16 protein-coding genes and 1 pseudogene are annotated in these 16046 nt (G+C 69.6%); 8 read left to right on the top strand and 9 right to left on the bottom strand.

Annotation, left to right across the window (positions count from 1 at the left end):
* The coding region (locus tag QR77_RS41800; protein WP_160311035.1) for a hypothetical protein at positions 1 to 380 on the top strand (380 nt) is incomplete at its 5' end.
* 226 nt (positions 381 to 606) lie between these two features.
* Here the strand turns inward: QR77_RS41800 and QR77_RS41795 are convergent.
* Both QR77_RS41795 and QR77_RS41790 read right to left on the bottom strand, forming a co-directional pair.
* Positions 607 to 1164, bottom strand: coding sequence for a hypothetical protein (locus tag QR77_RS41795; protein WP_040029677.1), 558 nt, complete (start codon positions 1162 to 1164; stop codon positions 607 to 609).
* Between the two features lie 12 nt (positions 1165 to 1176).
* Entirely contained in the window at positions 1177 to 3408 is a 2232-nt protein-coding gene (locus tag QR77_RS41790; RefSeq protein WP_040029676.1) for a helix-turn-helix transcriptional regulator, read from the bottom strand.
* A 193-nt stretch (positions 3409 to 3601) separates the two neighbouring features.
* On the opposite strand from QR77_RS41790, the gene QR77_RS46380 reads away from it, so the two are divergent.
* The gene (locus QR77_RS46380; RefSeq protein ID WP_150130641.1) at positions 3602 to 3943 is read left to right on the top strand and encodes a hypothetical protein; all 342 of its coding nucleotides are present in this window, start codon (positions 3602 to 3604) and stop codon (positions 3941 to 3943) included.
* Positions 3944 to 4090: 147 nt separating this feature from the next.
* On the top strand, positions 4091 to 4675 hold the full coding sequence (locus tag QR77_RS41785) for an AAA family ATPase (RefSeq protein ID WP_052489865.1): 585 nt from the start codon (positions 4091 to 4093) through the stop codon (positions 4673 to 4675).
* Positions 4676 to 5050: 375 nt separating this feature from the next.
* Here the strand turns inward: QR77_RS41785 and QR77_RS49935 are convergent, their stop codons facing one another.
* Together QR77_RS49935 and QR77_RS49710 are read right to left on the bottom strand one after the other, a co-directional pair.
* Positions 5051 to 5416, bottom strand: a complete 366-nt coding sequence (locus QR77_RS49935) for an N-6 DNA methylase (protein ID WP_269084378.1) — start codon at positions 5414 to 5416, stop codon at positions 5051 to 5053.
* Between the two features lie 18 nt (positions 5417 to 5434).
* Positions 5435 to 5689: pseudogene (locus tag QR77_RS49710) on the bottom strand (helix-turn-helix transcriptional regulator); the annotation flags it as partial.
* 139 nt (positions 5690 to 5828) lie between these two features.
* Here QR77_RS49710 and QR77_RS42770 point away from each other — a divergent pair.
* Together QR77_RS42770 and QR77_RS41770 are read left to right on the top strand one after the other, a co-directional pair.
* Positions 5829 to 7715, top strand: a complete 1887-nt coding sequence (locus QR77_RS42770) for a zeta toxin family protein (RefSeq protein ID WP_236711257.1) — start codon at positions 5829 to 5831, stop codon at positions 7713 to 7715.
* A complete protein-coding gene (locus QR77_RS41770) occupies positions 7712 to 9256 on the top strand; it encodes a pentapeptide repeat-containing protein (RefSeq protein ID WP_040029674.1) in 1545 nt (514 codons plus the stop codon). The genes QR77_RS42770 and QR77_RS41770 overlap by 4 nt, the downstream gene beginning before the upstream one ends.
* Positions 9257 to 9381: 125 nt before the next feature.
* Here QR77_RS41770 and QR77_RS41765 read toward each other — a convergent pair whose 3' ends face one another.
* Complete coding sequence (locus QR77_RS41765) at positions 9382 to 9603, bottom strand: hypothetical protein (RefSeq protein WP_150130640.1); 222 nt, start codon at positions 9601 to 9603, stop codon at positions 9382 to 9384.
* Between the two features lie 282 nt (positions 9604 to 9885).
* Between QR77_RS41765 and QR77_RS41760 the strand changes: the two genes are divergently transcribed.
* Complete coding sequence (locus QR77_RS41760) at positions 9886 to 12606, top strand: hypothetical protein (protein WP_040029672.1); 2721 nt, start codon at positions 9886 to 9888, stop codon at positions 12604 to 12606.
* Here QR77_RS41760 and QR77_RS41755 read toward each other — a convergent pair.
* Positions 12596 to 12835, bottom strand: a complete 240-nt coding sequence (locus QR77_RS41755) for a hypothetical protein (RefSeq protein ID WP_236711255.1) — start codon at positions 12833 to 12835, stop codon at positions 12596 to 12598. The two genes, QR77_RS41760 and QR77_RS41755, sit on opposite strands and share 11 nt — an antisense overlap.
* 72 nt (positions 12836 to 12907) lie before the next feature.
* Between QR77_RS41755 and QR77_RS46375 the strand changes: the two genes are divergently transcribed.
* Positions 12908 to 13231 (top strand): DUF6233 domain-containing protein, encoded by a 324-nt coding sequence (locus QR77_RS46375; protein ID WP_150130639.1) that lies wholly within the window; start codon positions 12908 to 12910, stop codon positions 13229 to 13231.
* A 515-nt stretch (positions 13232 to 13746) separates the two neighbouring features.
* On the top strand, positions 13747 to 14238 hold the full coding sequence (locus QR77_RS46370) for a hypothetical protein (protein ID WP_150130638.1): 492 nt from the start codon (positions 13747 to 13749) through the stop codon (positions 14236 to 14238).
* Positions 14239 to 15085: 847 nt separating this feature from the next.
* On the opposite strand, the gene QR77_RS41750 is transcribed toward QR77_RS46370, so the two are convergent.
* From QR77_RS41750 to QR77_RS49930, 3 genes are all read right to left on the bottom strand, one after another.
* Positions 15086 to 15403, bottom strand: a complete 318-nt coding sequence (locus tag QR77_RS41750) for a hypothetical protein (RefSeq protein ID WP_040029671.1) — start codon at positions 15401 to 15403, stop codon at positions 15086 to 15088.
* On the bottom strand, positions 15400 to 15699 hold the full coding sequence (locus tag QR77_RS41745) for a hypothetical protein (protein ID WP_052489863.1): 300 nt from the start codon (positions 15697 to 15699) through the stop codon (positions 15400 to 15402). The genes QR77_RS41750 and QR77_RS41745 overlap by 4 nt, the downstream gene beginning before the upstream one ends.
* A gap of 100 nt (positions 15700 to 15799) precedes the next feature.
* Positions 15800 to 15925 (bottom strand): hypothetical protein, encoded by a 126-nt coding sequence (locus QR77_RS49930; protein WP_269084377.1) that lies wholly within the window; start codon positions 15923 to 15925, stop codon positions 15800 to 15802.
* Between the last annotated feature and the right edge of the window lie 121 nt (positions 15926 to 16046).

Here is a 16046-nt window from a genome sequence, read left to right as displayed (position 1 = left end):
AGCAGTTGGCGTATGCCGCGGAGGAGCGGGCGGTCGAGACGCGGATCGGGCAGCTGAAGGCGCAGATCGACGATCTGGGGCGGCGCCTGTGCCTGGGGTCCGCCGTCGTCGCCGCCGCACAGCGGTTCGGCCTGGCCCCCACCACTACCGCGAACGTACCGGCCTGGCGAGAACTCGCCTGGCCGGTCGAGGTGTTGGACCGAGCGGAGCAAAAGGACCCGCAGCGGCGCGGTGGCCGTACGATCGGCGCCGGGGGGAACGTGGTACACCACTCGTCGGCCGGGGCCATCCTCCAGGCCCGGACCATCCACGGGGACGTGTACGTCCACGAACAGTCGATGCCACCCCTGCCGTCCGACAGAGACGCGGACTCCGACTGAGTCATTGAGTGCGCCAGACAGGTCACCATCACCACGACGTCCCAGCCGAGCACCGCCCACCACCCCGTCAAGGGCTTTCGAGCCCGGCTTCGGCGAGCCGTGACTGGTGGTGGCCAGGGCTGTTGAGCACGGGGTGCGTACCGACGTCCGACCCCCGAGCGGATACGCGAGGCGAGCCCGGACCGTGTTGGTCCGGGCTCGCGGGCTGTCCGGGGCGCAGGCGGGGCTACAGGTCGAACTCGAGGTGCTCGATGTCCGTGAACCGGACTTCCTCCAGGGAGCCGGCGCGGCGGCCGCCGTCCTGGAAGTAGACCTCCTTGAGTGCTTCGGCCGCGATCTCCTGGAGCCGGGCGTCGCTGGCGCCCTGCTCCTGGGCGTCGAAGAGACGGGCGGCGTGCTGCGGGGGCAGGGCGATAGTCAGGTGCCGGATGCGGTCCTGGTCCGTCGACCCGATCGGCGCGGTGTAGCCCATGCGGGCGCGGGTGTCGATGACGATGCCGCCGGTCGTCGCAGCCTTCTCGCGGGCCTTGGCCCGGATCTGCGGCTGCCACCGCTTCTTCACCTCGCGCTCTATGCGCGCGGCGAGGTCGGGGCGGGGCTTCTTGATCTGGTCTTTCACGTACCGCTCGACGGTGCGCTGGGAGACCCGCAGCATCTGGGCGACCGCCTTGGTGCCGCCGAGCTGCTTGACCAGGTACCGCATCTGCGGGCCCGCGTTCTTGGGTGCCGGGCGGGTGAACGCCTTCTGCACCGCCTTGTCCAGGCCGTCCCCGATCAGGCTCATCGTGGCCTTCTCCTACTCTCCGTTGTCGACGTCGGTGACGGTGCCGTCCTTGATGGACCGGGCGAGGTTGAGCGCCGGGGCGTCAAATCGCTCGCGGACTTCCTCGCCCCACAGGACGGACTGGGTGCCCTCGTGCTTGACCAGGCCGGGGTTGATGCCGAGCTTGAAGCCGCCGGGCAGCGGCTTGCCGTCGCGGTAGGGCAGGAAGTCCAGCGGCGAGGGCCCGCCTGCCGCGTAGACGACGCAGTCGGACAGGATCGCGATCGGATACTGCCCGGTGAATGCCGCGTGCTTGACGATCTTCCGGTGGAGGTTGATGCGGGTGCGGGAGATGACTGCCGCGCGGATGTCCGGCCGCCACGTCGGGCGGGACAGGGCGCGCCACGGCTCGCCCGGCCGCCAGCCCTCGCCGCGGGGCCGCTCGCGGAGCTTGCCGATGCCGCCCTTGACCGTCGCCTTGATCGCCGTGATGACGATCGTCAGCTCCGGGTCGCGCTCCTTGTAGCCGTCCATCGCCGTGAGGAAGTCGGCGGGCGACAGGTCGGCGTCGACGCCAAGGTCGGCCATCGTGGCGAGGTAGGCGTCGCGCAACCGGCTGTACCAGCCGTCCAGGTAGCGGCCGTTGTCGTACCGGACCCACGCCTCGGTCGGCGCGACGTCGTAGCCGAGCTCCGCCGCGTAGGCGACGGTGGGCGTCGCGTACCAGGCCGGGCCCGTCGGGCGGTCGCCCTTCTGGGTGAACGGACTCGGCAGCAGGCTGCCGTCCAGCTCCACCCACTCCTTGCCGACCTTCACCTTCGACAGGTCGACGTGGGACAGGTCGACCAGCCACGAGCCGGGCAGCTTCGGGTCGAACACCGGGTTCTTGACGTGCGTCGGCTCACCGAGGCCGACGGTCAGCCCGTTCGCGCCGGCGGCGAAGGCCATGTTCACGTCCAGGCCGACCAGGTGGCGCAGGGTGCACTCGGCATCGGTCATCGGCCGCGCCCAGTCGTACGCCTCCTCGAACAGCTTCTCCGCCGGGCCGCGCACGTGGAAGCGCGGCAGCTCCAGCACGTTGAGCACCGGGTGCCCGTCCGGGGCCTCGCACGGCGCGCAGTCCACCGGGTCCGTGCCCAGCGACCCGGGCGTCTTGGTCTCGGCCTGCCGCAGGACGCCGGTCTCCTCATCCCGCACGGCGTGGGTCGGCGGGTGCAGGGCGGTCATCAGCTCCAGGCTGGTGACGGCGGTGGAGCCGCGCGGCGTCATCACCCGGGACGCGTACAGGCCCAGGACGCGGGCGAGTTCCGCCGGCGGAAGCTGCGCTGCGTCGTCCCAGAACCGGGGGTCCAGCGCGTTCCACGACGGGATGCACAGCTGCACGCACTGGCGGTCCGAACCCTTGGCCGGACGGTAGATCCGCGCCCACGGCCCGAACCCGCGCTTGGTCAGCTTCCACTCCGCACGGGTCAGCTGCTTGATGACCTTGTGGCTCTCCGGGATCCGCCCGGCGTGCTTCTCCTCCTCCGTGAGCGAGACGGGCAGGCCGTAGCGCTCGCACGCGGCCTCGGTGAGCACGATCAGCGGGTCGGCCGGCCTTCCCGGGCCGGACAGCTTCGGCTGACCGAGCTTCGCCTCCTTGAGCGTCCAGTCCACCAAGGACGGCAGGGACTTGGCGGGCACGTCAAGGACCAGGCCGCCGGTGCAGTACGCCAGCACCTTCCCGTCCTCGACGTCGACGACCGCCAACGGTCCGTTCTCGAACCGCGGATCGGCACCGCCCGCCAGGGTTCCGGCCGGGGCCGCCTTCTTCGCGCCCGGACGGCGCGACGTCGACGACGTCGGCCTGGTGGTGGGCGCCGGACGCGGCGCAGCCGCCGAAGCAGCGGCGGCGGGAGCAGGGGCAGGGGTCTGGGTGTTCTCGGTTGCAGTCATGACCGCAGCCTCGGGGGCCGGACCTGTGGACAGAGTCGGCGCTTCCGCCGGTGCGGGTGCGCCGGTGAACGTGGCGGGCACCGGGGCCGGGTAAAGCTCCGCGAGCTGCTTGAGCAGTCGCGCGTACGCCTCACGCTCCGAGCCGCGCGGCTCGGTCGGCTTCTTCGCCGACTCCCAGGCGGACACCGTGGCCCGCCGCACGTGGAGAGCGCCGGCGACATCGTCCAGCGTCAGGCCGTGCGCGACCCGCAGCCGCTTGCGCTCCTCCGCCGACGGCAGCGGAGAGCGGGACGCAACCAGCGCGTCGACCGCATCGAACATCTCGGACATGGAACACCTCCTGACCCACAATCTACCTCATGAACCGTAAGGATTGCGCACTTTTACCGTACGGATACCGTACGAACACTCTATGGGGTGAGGCGACATTTCATGCTGACGCCCGCAGCTTCCTCCGTGCGCCCGCTCGGCGTGCAACGTGAGGTGCTGCCAGTTCTCTCAGTACCGCCCTACGCTCGGCCCCATGACACGAGGACTGTGCACTGCGGCCGTCACCCTCACCTCAGAGGAGGTCACGTGGTTGGAAGACCTCCCCGAAGCAACGAATCAGGTTCCTGAAGCGGACGGCTGTTCGCACCTCGCCCGCCACCCCGGACGCCACGCCTTCGAGGTCCAGACACAGGAATACCCCGGCCAGGAAACAGTGACCTGGTGGGTGGTCTGGGATGGCCCGGAGCGGCCCGACAGCGCCGGCTACGAGATCGTGCCGCTTAACTCCTGCGGTGCCGAGCCGGAAGGCGGCGTCGACGGCCTGGACGTATGCCCGCTACCGGCAGAACACCTGGGAGAACACCCCTGGCGCTGACCAGCCCCATCTCAACGCGCACCGCCGGGGTGGGCAAGCCCCGTCCAAGGGTGGCTTACCCACGGCCCGGCGCTCCCCGGTTCCGCCGAGCGAAGTCCGGTTCGCGAGATCCCCTCGCATACGGGCCGGCTCGGTACGGTGAGGCGGGTGACAACGAATTCCCAGACTCGTCTCGTGGTGCTGCGGGGCAACAGCGCCTCCGGCAAGAGCTCGGTCGCCGCCGCAGTGCGCGAGCGCTACGGACGCGGCATCGCCGTGGTCAGCCAGGACACCCTGCGGCGCAACGTACTGCGCGAGCGCGACATCCTCGGCGGCGCGAACGTCGGCCTGATCGACCTCACCGTCCGCTACGCCCTGGAGCACGGCTTCCACGCAGTGCTGGAAGGCATCCTGTACGTCGCCCATTACGGCGACATGCTTGCCGGACTCCTCGCCGACTACCCCGGGCACAGCTACTGCTTCTACTTCGACGTCCCGTTCGAGCAGACCCTGGAACGGCACGCGACCAAGCCGATCGCCCGTGAGGTCGGCGAGGCGCATCTGCGTGAGTGGTATCGGCCGCTGGATCTGCTGCCGGGTGGAGTCGAGACCCTGATCTCCGCGAGCAGTGCTCTGGACGAGACGGTCGACCAGGTGATGCGGGTGTCTGGCCTGGCCGCGCTCGCCTTCGCGCCGAGCGAGAGGCCGAGGGCCGGACCGCGGGAACCGCTCGACGAGGCGCGAGCGCGGTGACACCGACGGCAGGGGACGCCGGTGCAGGCGCCGCTGTGGCGGCCGAAGAAGGGCGAGCGGCCGGAGGTGTGGGCATGGCCGGGCGGTACGGGGCCGGCCATGTACGTACGGATCGGCGGCCGGGTCGCCTATCAGGTCGTGGTCACCTGTCCCGCCCGAGTCGCGCGCACTGCGCGCAGCGCCTCGGGCTGCGTCGATGGGCATTCGAGGAGCCCACACCGAGGCAACGAACGCGACTCTCCAGGGTTTCGCTGATATTGGCGAGTCAGCTCTGCTCGTGTACCTCGTTCACCAGTTGCTCGGCCGCCTTTCGCGGAAGATCCTGCACCGCCCCAGAAGCGTGCAGGACCCGAAGGTGCGGCACGGCGTTCGCGGTCATGGGCTCACCTGGTCCAGACGCCGGGCCAGAGCCTCGATCGTTTCCGGGCTGCGCAGTTGCGCTGCGAGGAGTGCGGCGGTGAGGAATGCTCCGGCGCCCATCGCCGGGTCGGTGATTTCGATGGCAGAGTCGCTGATCATCTCCGCCAGCGTCTCGATCACGGCACGCGGTGTGTAGTAGGAGTCTGTGGCGGGCCGAGGCTCGACCGTGACGGTGATGCCGGCGGGAACCGACAGATGGACGACGTCGCCGTCGGCCGTCACCACCGTGGTGTCGAGGACAGCACGGTAGCCGGGGGCCCCGGTAGTCACCGGTACGTCGGCTGCCTCCGGGGCCTCGGGGGCGTCGAGAGTCGTCCGCATCCTGACGCCTCGCGTGAGGGCGAGGCCCTCCAGGAGCCGTGCGTAGGCAGCACGCTTCGGCGGCCGCGGCTCTGTGCGGCCGGCTTCCCAGCTGCCTACTGCCTCCCGTCGTGCCTTCAGGGCCTTCGCGATCTGGTCCTGACTCAGTCCCGCCGCTTCGCGCAGGCGTTTGCGCTCTGCAGGCTCCGGCAGGGGGTCCTGCGCGACCTGTTCCAGCAGCACGTCGACCGCGCTGAACAGCGTGCTCTCATCGTTGGACACGCTCACCTCCATTCCCTACATTATCCCCAGATCGCTCGTGAATAGCACCCCAAACGCTCTCCGATCGCTCGTCGGTGTTATGTTTCCCCCTGCCAAGATCGAACCGTGCTGCGCGTGAGTGTCCCGTATACCGCCCGGTGAGGAGATGCCTGTGACAGCCCCGGGGGGAGAAGCGGTGCGAGAGGAGGCCGTATCGGTCGTTCTGTCCGAGGAGGCGGGTCACGAGGTCCTCGTACGGCAGATCCTGCCAGTGTGGACGAGGGGTGCCGCCCGCCAGGACTGGCCGGTCGTCGTCTTCGTCGCCGGTCAGCCGGGCAGCGGGAAGACGCGGGTCGCGGACCTTGTGCACGCCGTCCTGGACCGGCGTGGCGGCGCGGTCCGTATCGGCGGCGACTTGTACAAGGCCGCCCACCCCCACTACGCCGGGCTCCTGGCCGGCGACGTGCGTACGGCGGGCATCGCCGTCCGTCCTGATGTGCGGCGCTGGCAGGCGGCGGTCGAGGCGTACGTGCGGGAGAACCGGTTCGACGCGGTGATCGAGACGGCTCTCGACGACGCCAACGCCTTCCGTACGGTCGCGGTGGCGAGCCGAGAGGCCGGCTTCCGTGTCGAAGTCGTGGTCCTGGCCACGGCGGAGGCGCTGAGCCAGTTGGGGATCCTGAACCGCTTCCTCACCGGCGACGGGCAGTATGTGTCCTGGGAGAACCACGACTGCTGCGTGAAGCAGCTGCCCCGGACCCTGGCCGTCATCGAGGCCGAGCGGCTGGCCGACCGGATCACCGTCGTGCGCCGGGACGTCGAGCCGCTGTATGCCAACGAGCTGGTCGGCGGGGCGTGGCGCCGGGTGCCGGCCGCGGGTACGGCGGTGATCAGCGGCCGGTTACGGCCGTGGACGGCGCGGCAGTCCGCGTGGTTCCGGGAGGAGCTGGCGGCCGCGGAGCGACGGCTCCACCACGAGGAGGTGGAGGACGACCGGCGCCTGGCAGTGCGCAGGGATGCCGAGCGTGCTTTCGCCCTGGCCGAGCCCGTACGGCGGGTGGCTCAGCCCCGGCCGGATCCGCCGGGCGTCGACTACCACCGGCTGTCGGCGGAAGAACATCGGTGGACGTTCGAGGAACTGATTGCCCCCTCCTACCTGAGCGCCATCACCGCCCAGGAGCGGCCGGTGGTGACGTATGTGCTCGGGCAGCCCGGTGCGGGGAAGTGGAGGGCCGCCAATGTGGTGAAGCGGGCGATGACCGGCCGCGGGGTGACCCGGCTGTCCGGGGACGACATGAAGGTGAACCATCCGGACTACCACCAGCTCCTCGTCGAGGACCCGCGTGGCGCGGGGGCGGCGATCCGGGCCGACTACCGGGCCTGGATGGCTGAAGCGGAAGCGTATGTCCGGGCACGCCGCGGTGATGTTCTGATCGAGGCAGCTCCGGGCAGCGCCGCAGAGTTCTGGCGCAGCGCTCGTCCGTTCGCGCGAGACGGCTACCGGATCGAGTTGGTCGTGCTGGCAGTGCGGGAAGCGGACAGCCGCCAGGGCACCGCGCGCCGGTACGCCGACGTCATCAGAGGCGGCGTACCGGGCCGTTTCACGTCCAAGGCCGGTCACGACACGTGTTACAGGGCGCTGTCCGACGTGGTTCGCAGTGCGGAAGCGGAGCCGGCGGTGGCGTCGCTGATGGTACTGCGGAGGGACTTCCATCTCCTCTTCCGTAACGACCGCACCGCCGACGGCTGGAAGCGAGCACCGCGGGCAGCCCTGACGCTCACCCTGGAGCGCCGGCGCCCCTACACCTCGCGGGAAGCCGGCCTGTTCCTCTCCGTGCACCGGGAGCTGGCGGCCGACCTGCCGCAGTACCGCGCCGAGCTCAGGGAAATCGCCGCCCTCGCCCTTCCGCTGCTGCCCGGCCACCTCCAGCCACGGCCGATCTCCCCGAGCGTGCCCTCGGAACTCATCGGTCACGGAGCCCTCGTACGCGGGCAAGCCATCCCGCTCAATGGATCGGATGCAACCTTTGCCGCCGAAGGCCTGTCTTCATCGCCATGACACCCAACCGAAGGTCACCATCCGATCCGAATGATCGGGAGTTACGGTTGTGGAGGGTCGGCCGGGCCCTGACCCTCGCCTTCGTCGCTGCGGTCCTGGTCGCGGGCAGCGTCTTCTACGGCCTGGTCGTGCTGCTCGGCTTCAACGAGATCGACACCACCGTCAAGCTCGACGCTAAGACGCTGTTCGACCTGGTGAAACTCTCCTTCGGGGTGGTCGCTGGATCCGGTGCGCTCGTCGCCCTGGTCGTTGCCTACCGTCGCCAGCGCGTCGACGAGGCCGGCGCCCACCGCGAAGCCACCCGCCTCCACACCGAACGCTTCTCCCAAGCCGTCGACAAACTCGGATCCGACTCACCCGCAGTCCGGCTCGGCGGCGTCCACGCCCTCGCCGGCCTCGCCGACGACGCCCCCGACGACAGCCTGCGCCAGACCTGCATCGACGTCCTGTGCGCCTACCTCCAACTCCCCTTCACTCCCGACCCCGGTGACGACCCCACTCAACAAGAGGAACACCACCGCTACCTCGCCTTCCGCAAGGTCCGCCACACCATCCTGCGCCTCATCGGCGACCACTACCGACGCCCCCAGGGCACCCACCGATCCTGGCAGGGCTGCGACCTCGACCTCGCCGGCGTCACCATCGACGCCAGCATGGACTTCAGCGATGCGATCTTCTCTGGCGGCACCGTGTACTTCGGCGGGGCGACGTTCTCCGGCGGCGCCGTGGACTTCAGCGGCGCGACGTTTTCCGGCGGCGCCGTGGACTTCAGCGGCGCGACGTTTTCCGGCGGCGCCGTGGACTTCAGCGGCGCGAGGTTCTCTGGCGGCACCGTGTACTTCGTGCGCGCAACGTTTTCCGGCAGCACGGCGGACTCCGGCAGCATGGTGGACTTCGGCGGCGCGATGTTCTCTGGCGGCAAGGTGACTTTCCGTCTCGCGACGTTTTCCGGCGGCACGGTGAACTTCAGCGGCGCGACGTTTTCCGGCGGCACGGTGAACTTCCGCAGCGCGATGTTCTCCGGCGGCACGGTGTACTTCAGCGGCGCGAGTTTCTCTGGCGGCGCCGTGGACTTCAGCGGGGCGAGGTTCTCTGGCGGCACGGTGTACTTCAGCGGCGCGACGTTTTCTGGCGGCGCCGTGGACTTCAGCGGGGCGAGGTTCTCCGGCGGCACGGTGAACTTCCGCCTCACGACGTTTTCAGGCGGCACGGTGAACTTCGGCGGCGCGACGTTTTCCGGCGGCACGGTGGACTTCCGCCTCGCGAGGTTTTCCGGCAGCACGGTGTACTTCAGCGGGGCAACGTTCTCCGGCGGCACCGTGGACTTCAGCGGCGCGACATTCTCCGGCGGCACCGTGGACTTCAGCGGCGCAAGGTTCTCCGGCGGCACGGTGGACTTCAGCGGGGCGACGTTTTCCGGCGGCACGGTGAACTTCGGCGAGGCGATAGGTCTGATTCCCGATGGGCTTCTCACTGCCGTCGGCACTCCTGTCCCTGCGACGGTCGTCCTAGCTTCCGCTTGGCTGCCCCCAGTTCCATGACACTTAAATTGCCCAATTCGGCTCCCTCTGGCTGGGCTCAATGGCCTGAGCGGGCGTACAAGGCGCACAACGTCACCAAGGGGAGGGGCCCATGGTGCGAAGAAGGCAAGACGGCGCCGGGCCGGCTACTCCTTGGTGAGTGCGGCGTAGCGGGTCTTGTAGAGGGTGGTGATCCGCTCGGCTTCCTCGGGCCCGGCCTGTTCCAGCGCCTGTTGGTCGGCGACGCATTCCCGCAGGGCGGCCGTCAACTGCTCCAGCCGGGCCCGGTTCGCCTCGCCGGACTGACGCTCCCGGAAGATCTCCTGCCGGTACCAGCTCATGACCGCCCGCACATTCTGCAGTGCCACGTCGTGCTCATCCCCCTGCCGTCCGTCATCGGAGCACGGGGGCTCGGAGTTGCCGGCCTGGGGTGTGCCGGGGTGGTCGTGCATGGGGAACCGCCTCTGTGTCGGAGCGAAAGGGCATTGTCCGCCGCGCGGAAACCCGCCCGCAAAGCAACCTCCGCCGCGATGGAGCACCGGAGCGGCCGGGAAGCGCCCGTGGGTCGTCATCCTTTCGGGGAGGCTTGTCCAAAGGTGCCCGGACGCGCGTAGGTTGAGGGGCCAAGGTGATCACCAGGGGGTTGTGCTGTGGCGGGTGCGGGTCGGGATCTGAGGGCGCTGTTCAGCTCGAACGACCAGCATCTGGGCGGGGACGAGGCGTTCACGAACCGGCAGAGCCAGTGGCAGACGGTCGCGGCCGCGCTCACCGAACACATGCGGGACATCACGGCGCCCGGCTTCGATGTCGAAGACCTCGAGGCCCCGCGGCGCAATCTGCTGGTCTTCCACGGGGTGGGCGGGATCGGGAAGTCGACGCTCTCCCGCACCCTGGAGGCCGCCCTCGCCGGGCAGCGCCCCGTCCAGTGGAGCGAACCCGTCTGGCCTCACGGTGCGTCGGTCCTGCCCGTACGGATCGACCTCGCCCGGTCGGCCGGCACCGACTTCGAACGGGTCGTGCTCACGATCAGGCTCGCGCTCGCCCGCCTCGACCGCCCGCTGCCCGCCTTCGACATCGCACTGCGCCGCTACTGGGAGCACCAGCACCCCGGCGAGCCGCTGGAGGAGTACCTGCGCCGCGGCGGACTCGGGGCCCGGTTCGGGCAGGCACTGCCGCAGCAGATGCAGTCCGCGCTCGCCGACCTCGCCCAGGCGCTGCTCCTGCCCGGCACCGTCGGCTCCGTCCTCGGGGAAGTGACCGGCTCGCTGGTGCGCGCCCTGCGGGAGCGGCGCCAGTCCGTGCGGGCCCTGGCCGGCTGTGCCCGTCTGGCCGATCTCCTCCAGGCCGAGCCTGACGTGGACGCACTCTCCTACTACCCGCACCTTCTGGCATGGGAGCTCGCCCAGCTCCCCGCCACGAAGCGGGTGGTGCCGGTGATTCTGCTGGACACCTTCGAGGACACCGGTGACCGTACGCACCGGGATCTGGAGCGGCTGCTGCAGCGGGTTGTGTGGCTGATGCCGAACGCGTTCTTCATCGTCACCGGCCGCAGCCGCCTCCAGTGGGCCGAGGCGAGCCTGCAGGGGCAGCTCGACTGGACCGGCCCCGTGGCCTGGCCCGGCCTGAACACCACCACGCTTCCCCGCCCCCGCCCCGCTCAGGCCGGTGACGGTGCGACGGCCGGGCGGCAGGTCCTGATCGGTGACTTCAGCCCCGAGGACTGCGAGGACTACCTCGCCCGCCGCCTCACCCGCGAGGGACAGCCCCTGATCGGCGCCCCCGTGCGGACCGTCATCGCCGGCCGGTCCCACGGCCTGCCGCTCTACCTCGATCTGGCGGTGATGCGGTTCCTGGAGATCCGCCGCACCCGCACCCCGGAACCCGAGGACTTCGACGTCGACTTCCCCGCGCTGATCGCCCGCACCCTCAGCGACCTCACCCGCGAGGAACGCCACGTCCTGCGCTCCGTCGCCCTCCTGGACGCCTTCGACCTCCCCCTCGCCGTCCGGGCCGCCGGCACCGACCGGGACGCACCGGTCCTGCGCCTGCTGGAGCGGCCGTTCGTACGGGAGGACCCCTTCGGGCTGTGGCCCTTCCACCTCCACGCCCTGATCCGCTCCACGATCCGTACCGCCGACGACCGTACGGACGACCGCTGGTCACCGCACGACTGGCAGCAGGCCGCCCAGCGTGCCTTCACCGCACTCGGGGAGCAGTGGGCCACCAGCAGCGCGCCGGGACGGATGCTGCTGATCGGATGCCTGCGCCAGGGCCTGGCCCTCGCCCGGGACTTCCGCCTGGACCTCGGCTGGCTCGCCGACGCCACCTGGACCTACATCGGCGACTCCGTGTGGGAACCCCTCGCCCCGCCCGCCCGGCCCACCACGGACCACACCCCCCTGACGGAAAGCACGGGCAGCACGAGCAGCGCGGAGACGGAGCTCCTGACCCCGGCCGACGCCCTGGTCGAAACGCTCAGCGCGCTCGCCCGCCGGCAGCACGAACACCGCGAGCGCACAGCCGACCGGCTCACCGCAGTCATCAACACCCGTCTCCTGCCCGCCGAACTCCACCAGATGGCCGTCTACTACCAGGCCAAAGCCCAACGCGACCTCGGACGCAGCGACGCCTCCCACCGGGGAATGAGGTACGTCGCCGACGGCGGGGGCCCTCTCGCGCCCGCCGCACGGCGCGGCCTCGCCCATCTGGCCCGGCTCGCCGGAGACTTCCCCACCGCCCTCGAAACCGCCCAGTCCCTCGGCTGGGAAGGCCGCCACCACCGTGTGACGGGCGATGTGTGGTGGGTCCAGGCCGAGATGACCCGCGCGGCCGCCGCCTACCAGAACGCTCGCGCGGAAGCCGAAGAGCACGGCATCGCCGGCGAACAGGCCACCGCCCAGGCCCAGCGCGCCTTCGTCCTCGCCTTCACCGACCCCGAACAAGCCGACGCCGAACTCGACCTCGCCCAGCAGCTGCTGTCCGGACTCGACCTGCGCGCCACCACCCTGACCACCCAGATCGCCGCCCTCGTACGCGACGCCGGAACCGACCGGAACGTCGAAGACCGCGCACGCCTGCTGCGCTCCGACATCAACGTCGCCGGCCTGACCTCCGCGGAAGCAACCCTCGACCTCGCCCTGTGCTTCCACCACGCCGTCACCGGCGACCGCGCCGCACTCGCCGGGACCATCGCCCGCCTCCGCGAACGCATCCACACCGGCGACTACGCCTACTACGCCGACATCACCCACTTCATGGCCGGCCTCACCCTCCCCGCCCCCTCACCAGCACGATGGCTCGACAGCGAACAGGAAACCCGCGACCGCTGGCGCGCCCTGGTCACCACCCGGCGCGCCCACCTCACGCCGTAGGAGCCGGCTCTCCGCTCGACGCCGCGGCCCTGTTGACGGCCATCGACACCTCCAGCCGGTTCTGCCCCGTCTCCTTGGCGTAGGCCGTGATCGCAGCCTCGGCCGCCTGGGCGGCCTCCAGCCACGGGCGCCACGCCTCCGCGCTGTACTCCCCCGCAGTCGCCAGCGCCTGCGCCTCAAGAGCCCCACGACGCAGGCCGACCAGCTCGTCATTCAGTTCGATCGCCACATCCCCGACCCTACGACGCACCAGACCGGCCCCCTCGACCGACACGGCCCGACCATACATAGAATCGGGCACATGTTCGAACTGCCGCCAGATCTCCCGCGCCTCCGCACGCTGGAGACCTGGCACGCCACGTGTCTGAAGCTGATCCAGGCAGCGATCACAGAGGCTGAGGCGAAGCAGCGGCAGGCCGTACGAGAAACCGCTCGCGCGGCGCCGCCGGCGGCCGGATGGAAGACCGAGGTCCAGCGCGGGGCCCCATGGAGGGTGCATCACGGCGACTGCACCATGGGCAAAGGCCGGCCGTGCACGCGGGAAGAAGCGCGGCTACTGCTCGCTGAGGGCGTGGCGTCCTGTTCGTATTGTCGGCCGGACACCGCGCTCGGGGTGCTGGGATGAGCGGCCGCGCGCACGCTGGAGGTATGGCTTCTGCGCTGATCACCGTGCACCCGCCGGTCCCCTCGGGCGGGCGCCGCGTCACGGTCCACCGGTCCGGCGGCCGTGAGGGGAGCCTCGGCCTGGCGTACAGCGACCACTTTACCGACCTTTCTCGTTGTGACCGGATCCCTCGCTCGAAGGGCCCCTGATCCCAACCCGTACGGTTTTGCCGACTGTCCGCGTTCTTCCGCGAGGTACGGGAGTGAACGCAGGAGGCCGGATGCGGCGGACGATGGTGGTCGGTGATCTCCGGTACACCTCACCGGCACTCGTGGCGCCGCTCTCAAGGGGGCGCTCCACAAGGGCCCCTGGCAGCATCCACGGCCGGATGCCCGGCGGCAGAGTTCACGCGATCACGCCCACGATCAGGTGAATGGGAGGAGCCCCGTACATCAAGGGGTTGACTATGGCCTGGACGCCTTGCCAGGCCAAGCGGCGGGTGCCGACAGAACGCCCTCGAAAGGCATGGTGGATTGATGGCCAACCTGAAGAAAACCTGCGCAGCAGCAGCCGCGGTGATGGGGATCTGCGCCAGTGTGCTCGCCGCCACGCCGGCCAACGCCGAAGCCCCAGGCCCAACCCGAGTCGCGAAGCTGCAGTTTCGCGATGTTGAGAACCCCAGAAACTATCTCCACAGTTCTGGGACTACGGGATTGATGTCCGCAGAAGGCCAGGTACAGACTTGGGTGATGTATTCGCTCCCTGGGGCTCCTCAGGGGGTGTACCAAATCGAGCTTTCCGGAACCGACCTCTGCATCAAGGCCAAATCCAAAACCGATGTTGGCTTGGCGACCTGTTCGCATTATCCCGGCAAGTCGCAGAGATGGGCCGTGCGTATCGACCAGGCACTCACCAAGATCGAGAGCAGGCAGTACCCGGGATCCGTCATCACCCGTATGCATAGTTCCATCATCCTCTCCGGGTCGTCTAACCGGGCCGAGGCGCAATGGAATGTAATCCGCCCATAGCGGGGGACGCGAGGGCAAAGGTGAGCATGCCCTCGTCGATGACCTCTAGCCCGGCCCCGGGCCCGGTCCGCTGGAGTCGGCCGGCTCAGCCTGGGGAATCTGACCGCAGGGGAATGCCCTGGGTTAGCACAAGATCGTTTCTTGTGCGCCTTCCGCTGTTGCGTTGATCCTCGAAGCCGCGACAACTGCATTGGGTCACCTGGCGCAGCCAGCACCCACGGCGTCACGGGACGAAAACGGCGGAGGCGGTCACCGCAGGGTGACCGCCTCCGCCGTCGAGGGAACCCGGCCCCCATTTCAAACTCTGGCCTCACTGTGCCAGGTCAGACAGAGGGACGCCTCGTCGAGGAAGAAGAAATGCTCCAGCTCGGACTGGGGACCTCAGCGAACGTCCCGTACGCCTCGGCCTGCTCGTTGGTCAGAAATTCGACCGGCACGAGGCGGACCGTAGCCGGCGCCGATACCCGATCGGCGAACTTCCGCGAACCCCAGCGGAGTCCCCGGCCGATCTACTAGCGATCATGCTTCTCGCCGGGATTCCTTGCACCCCAATTGTCCACGCGCGAGGTTCGAGATCATCTCATTGTCCCTGCCACGTATCCCCGTTGCACTACAAGATCTTCTGCACAGCGTCACGGACATCTTCGCATCGTAACGCTCCAGCTCAGAGGCGATACGATCTCATTCGAGATCGGTAAACACCACGACCTGGCGGTCTTCCTTGAGGCTGCCGGGGTCGACGACGCGGAGAGGGTCCTCGACAGCCCGGCCTGGGCGCAATGGCGGGGAGCGGCCGCCCACGAGTACACGGCCTGACCGCGCCGAGCACGGCTCAGGCCTGCCGCTTTTAGAAGTCGGGCCAGTCGTCCGAGATCACGATCCGGGCGACGTAGATGTTCGGCCCGTCGTTGCCAAGTTCGGTGTCGCCGACGTAGTACTCGGCCAGGCCGACATCCCGGGAGAGCGGCGCCGAGTACCAGCCCGGCCGCCCCGGAACAGGCTGTGCCAGGGGCGGTACCGGGCTGACACGTAACTCGACCAGCAGGTTCACGACCGCCGAGAACACGGACGCGGACACCTCGGGGTTGAGCAGCGGGTAGACAGCCGGCGAGAGCCGGATACGGTCCTCTTCCTCGCTGTCCTGTCCGGGATGGTCTTCGCTCAACGCTCCCCCGTCGTACGGGTGTCGACAGCCTCACGGACCGCCCTGGCCGCCGGGCGTCCGGGGGCGAGGCCTGCCTCGACTGCGGCACGCGTCTCGTCCGGCAGCGGGTCGGCATACAGACGGGCCCGCAGCCACCAGCGGCGCAGCACGCCCAGCAGCTCCGTCTCGTCCGCCTCGCCCATCTCCCGGTAGAACTCCATCCGGTCCGCCGGGGGCAGGGCCTTGGCCACATCGTTCTGCGTGCGCGGCAGCGACGGCGGCCCGGCGTCGCTGGGATGCACGGTCTGAGCGCTCATACCCTCATCCTCTCAGCTCCCGCATGCATTTCGGTGCTGCCGGTCTCCAGCTTTCCACCGCCTCGCACCGCGCCTTCAGTGTCTTCGCGATCCGTCTGCGTCAGAGGGCCGCTGACGCGAGAGTGCCGTCGCCGGTGAGCCTCCCGGACCGTACGCCGGACAGCTCGGCAAGCAGCTCCAGCATCGCGTCGCGAGCCCGTGCGGCGCCGGCGGCCTGCTTGCCCACCGGCTCAAGGAATGGCGCGTCGTACGGTGCGACTGGCCGCGAGTGCTGCGGCGCCGGGCCCCGAGGACTGCAAGGACTACCCCGCCCGACACCTGACCTGCGAGTCACACCCTCTCATCGG

Origin of the sequence: Streptomyces sp. 150FB, assembly GCF_000818195.1 — a bacterium.
Taxonomy (GTDB): Bacteria; Actinomycetota; Actinomycetes; order Streptomycetales; family Streptomycetaceae; genus Streptomyces.
This window is presented reverse-complemented; position numbering and strand designations above follow the sequence as displayed.

Coding starts and splice junctions, on each gene's coding strand:
- QR77_RS41795 (WP_040029677.1), bottom strand. CDS start 1,164: ATGAGCCTGATCGGGGACGGCCTGGACAAGGCGGTGCAGAAGGCGTTC.
- QR77_RS41790 (WP_040029676.1), bottom strand. CDS start 3,408: ATGTCCGAGATGTTCGATGCGGTCGACGCGCTGGTTGCGTCCCGCTCT.
- QR77_RS46380 (WP_150130641.1), top strand. CDS start 3,602: ATGACACGAGGACTGTGCACTGCGGCCGTCACCCTCACCTCAGAGGAG.
- QR77_RS49935 (WP_269084378.1), bottom strand. CDS start 5,416: ATGCGGACGACTCTCGACGCCCCCGAGGCCCCGGAGGCAGCCGACGTA.
- QR77_RS41770 (WP_040029674.1), top strand. CDS start 7,712: ATGACACCCAACCGAAGGTCACCATCCGATCCGAATGATCGGGAGTTA.
- QR77_RS46375 (WP_150130639.1), top strand. CDS start 12,908: ATGTTCGAACTGCCGCCAGATCTCCCGCGCCTCCGCACGCTGGAGACC.
- QR77_RS46370 (WP_150130638.1), top strand. CDS start 13,747: ATGGCCAACCTGAAGAAAACCTGCGCAGCAGCAGCCGCGGTGATGGGG.
- QR77_RS41745 (WP_052489863.1), bottom strand. CDS start 15,699: ATGAGCGCTCAGACCGTGCATCCCAGCGACGCCGGGCCGCCGTCGCTG.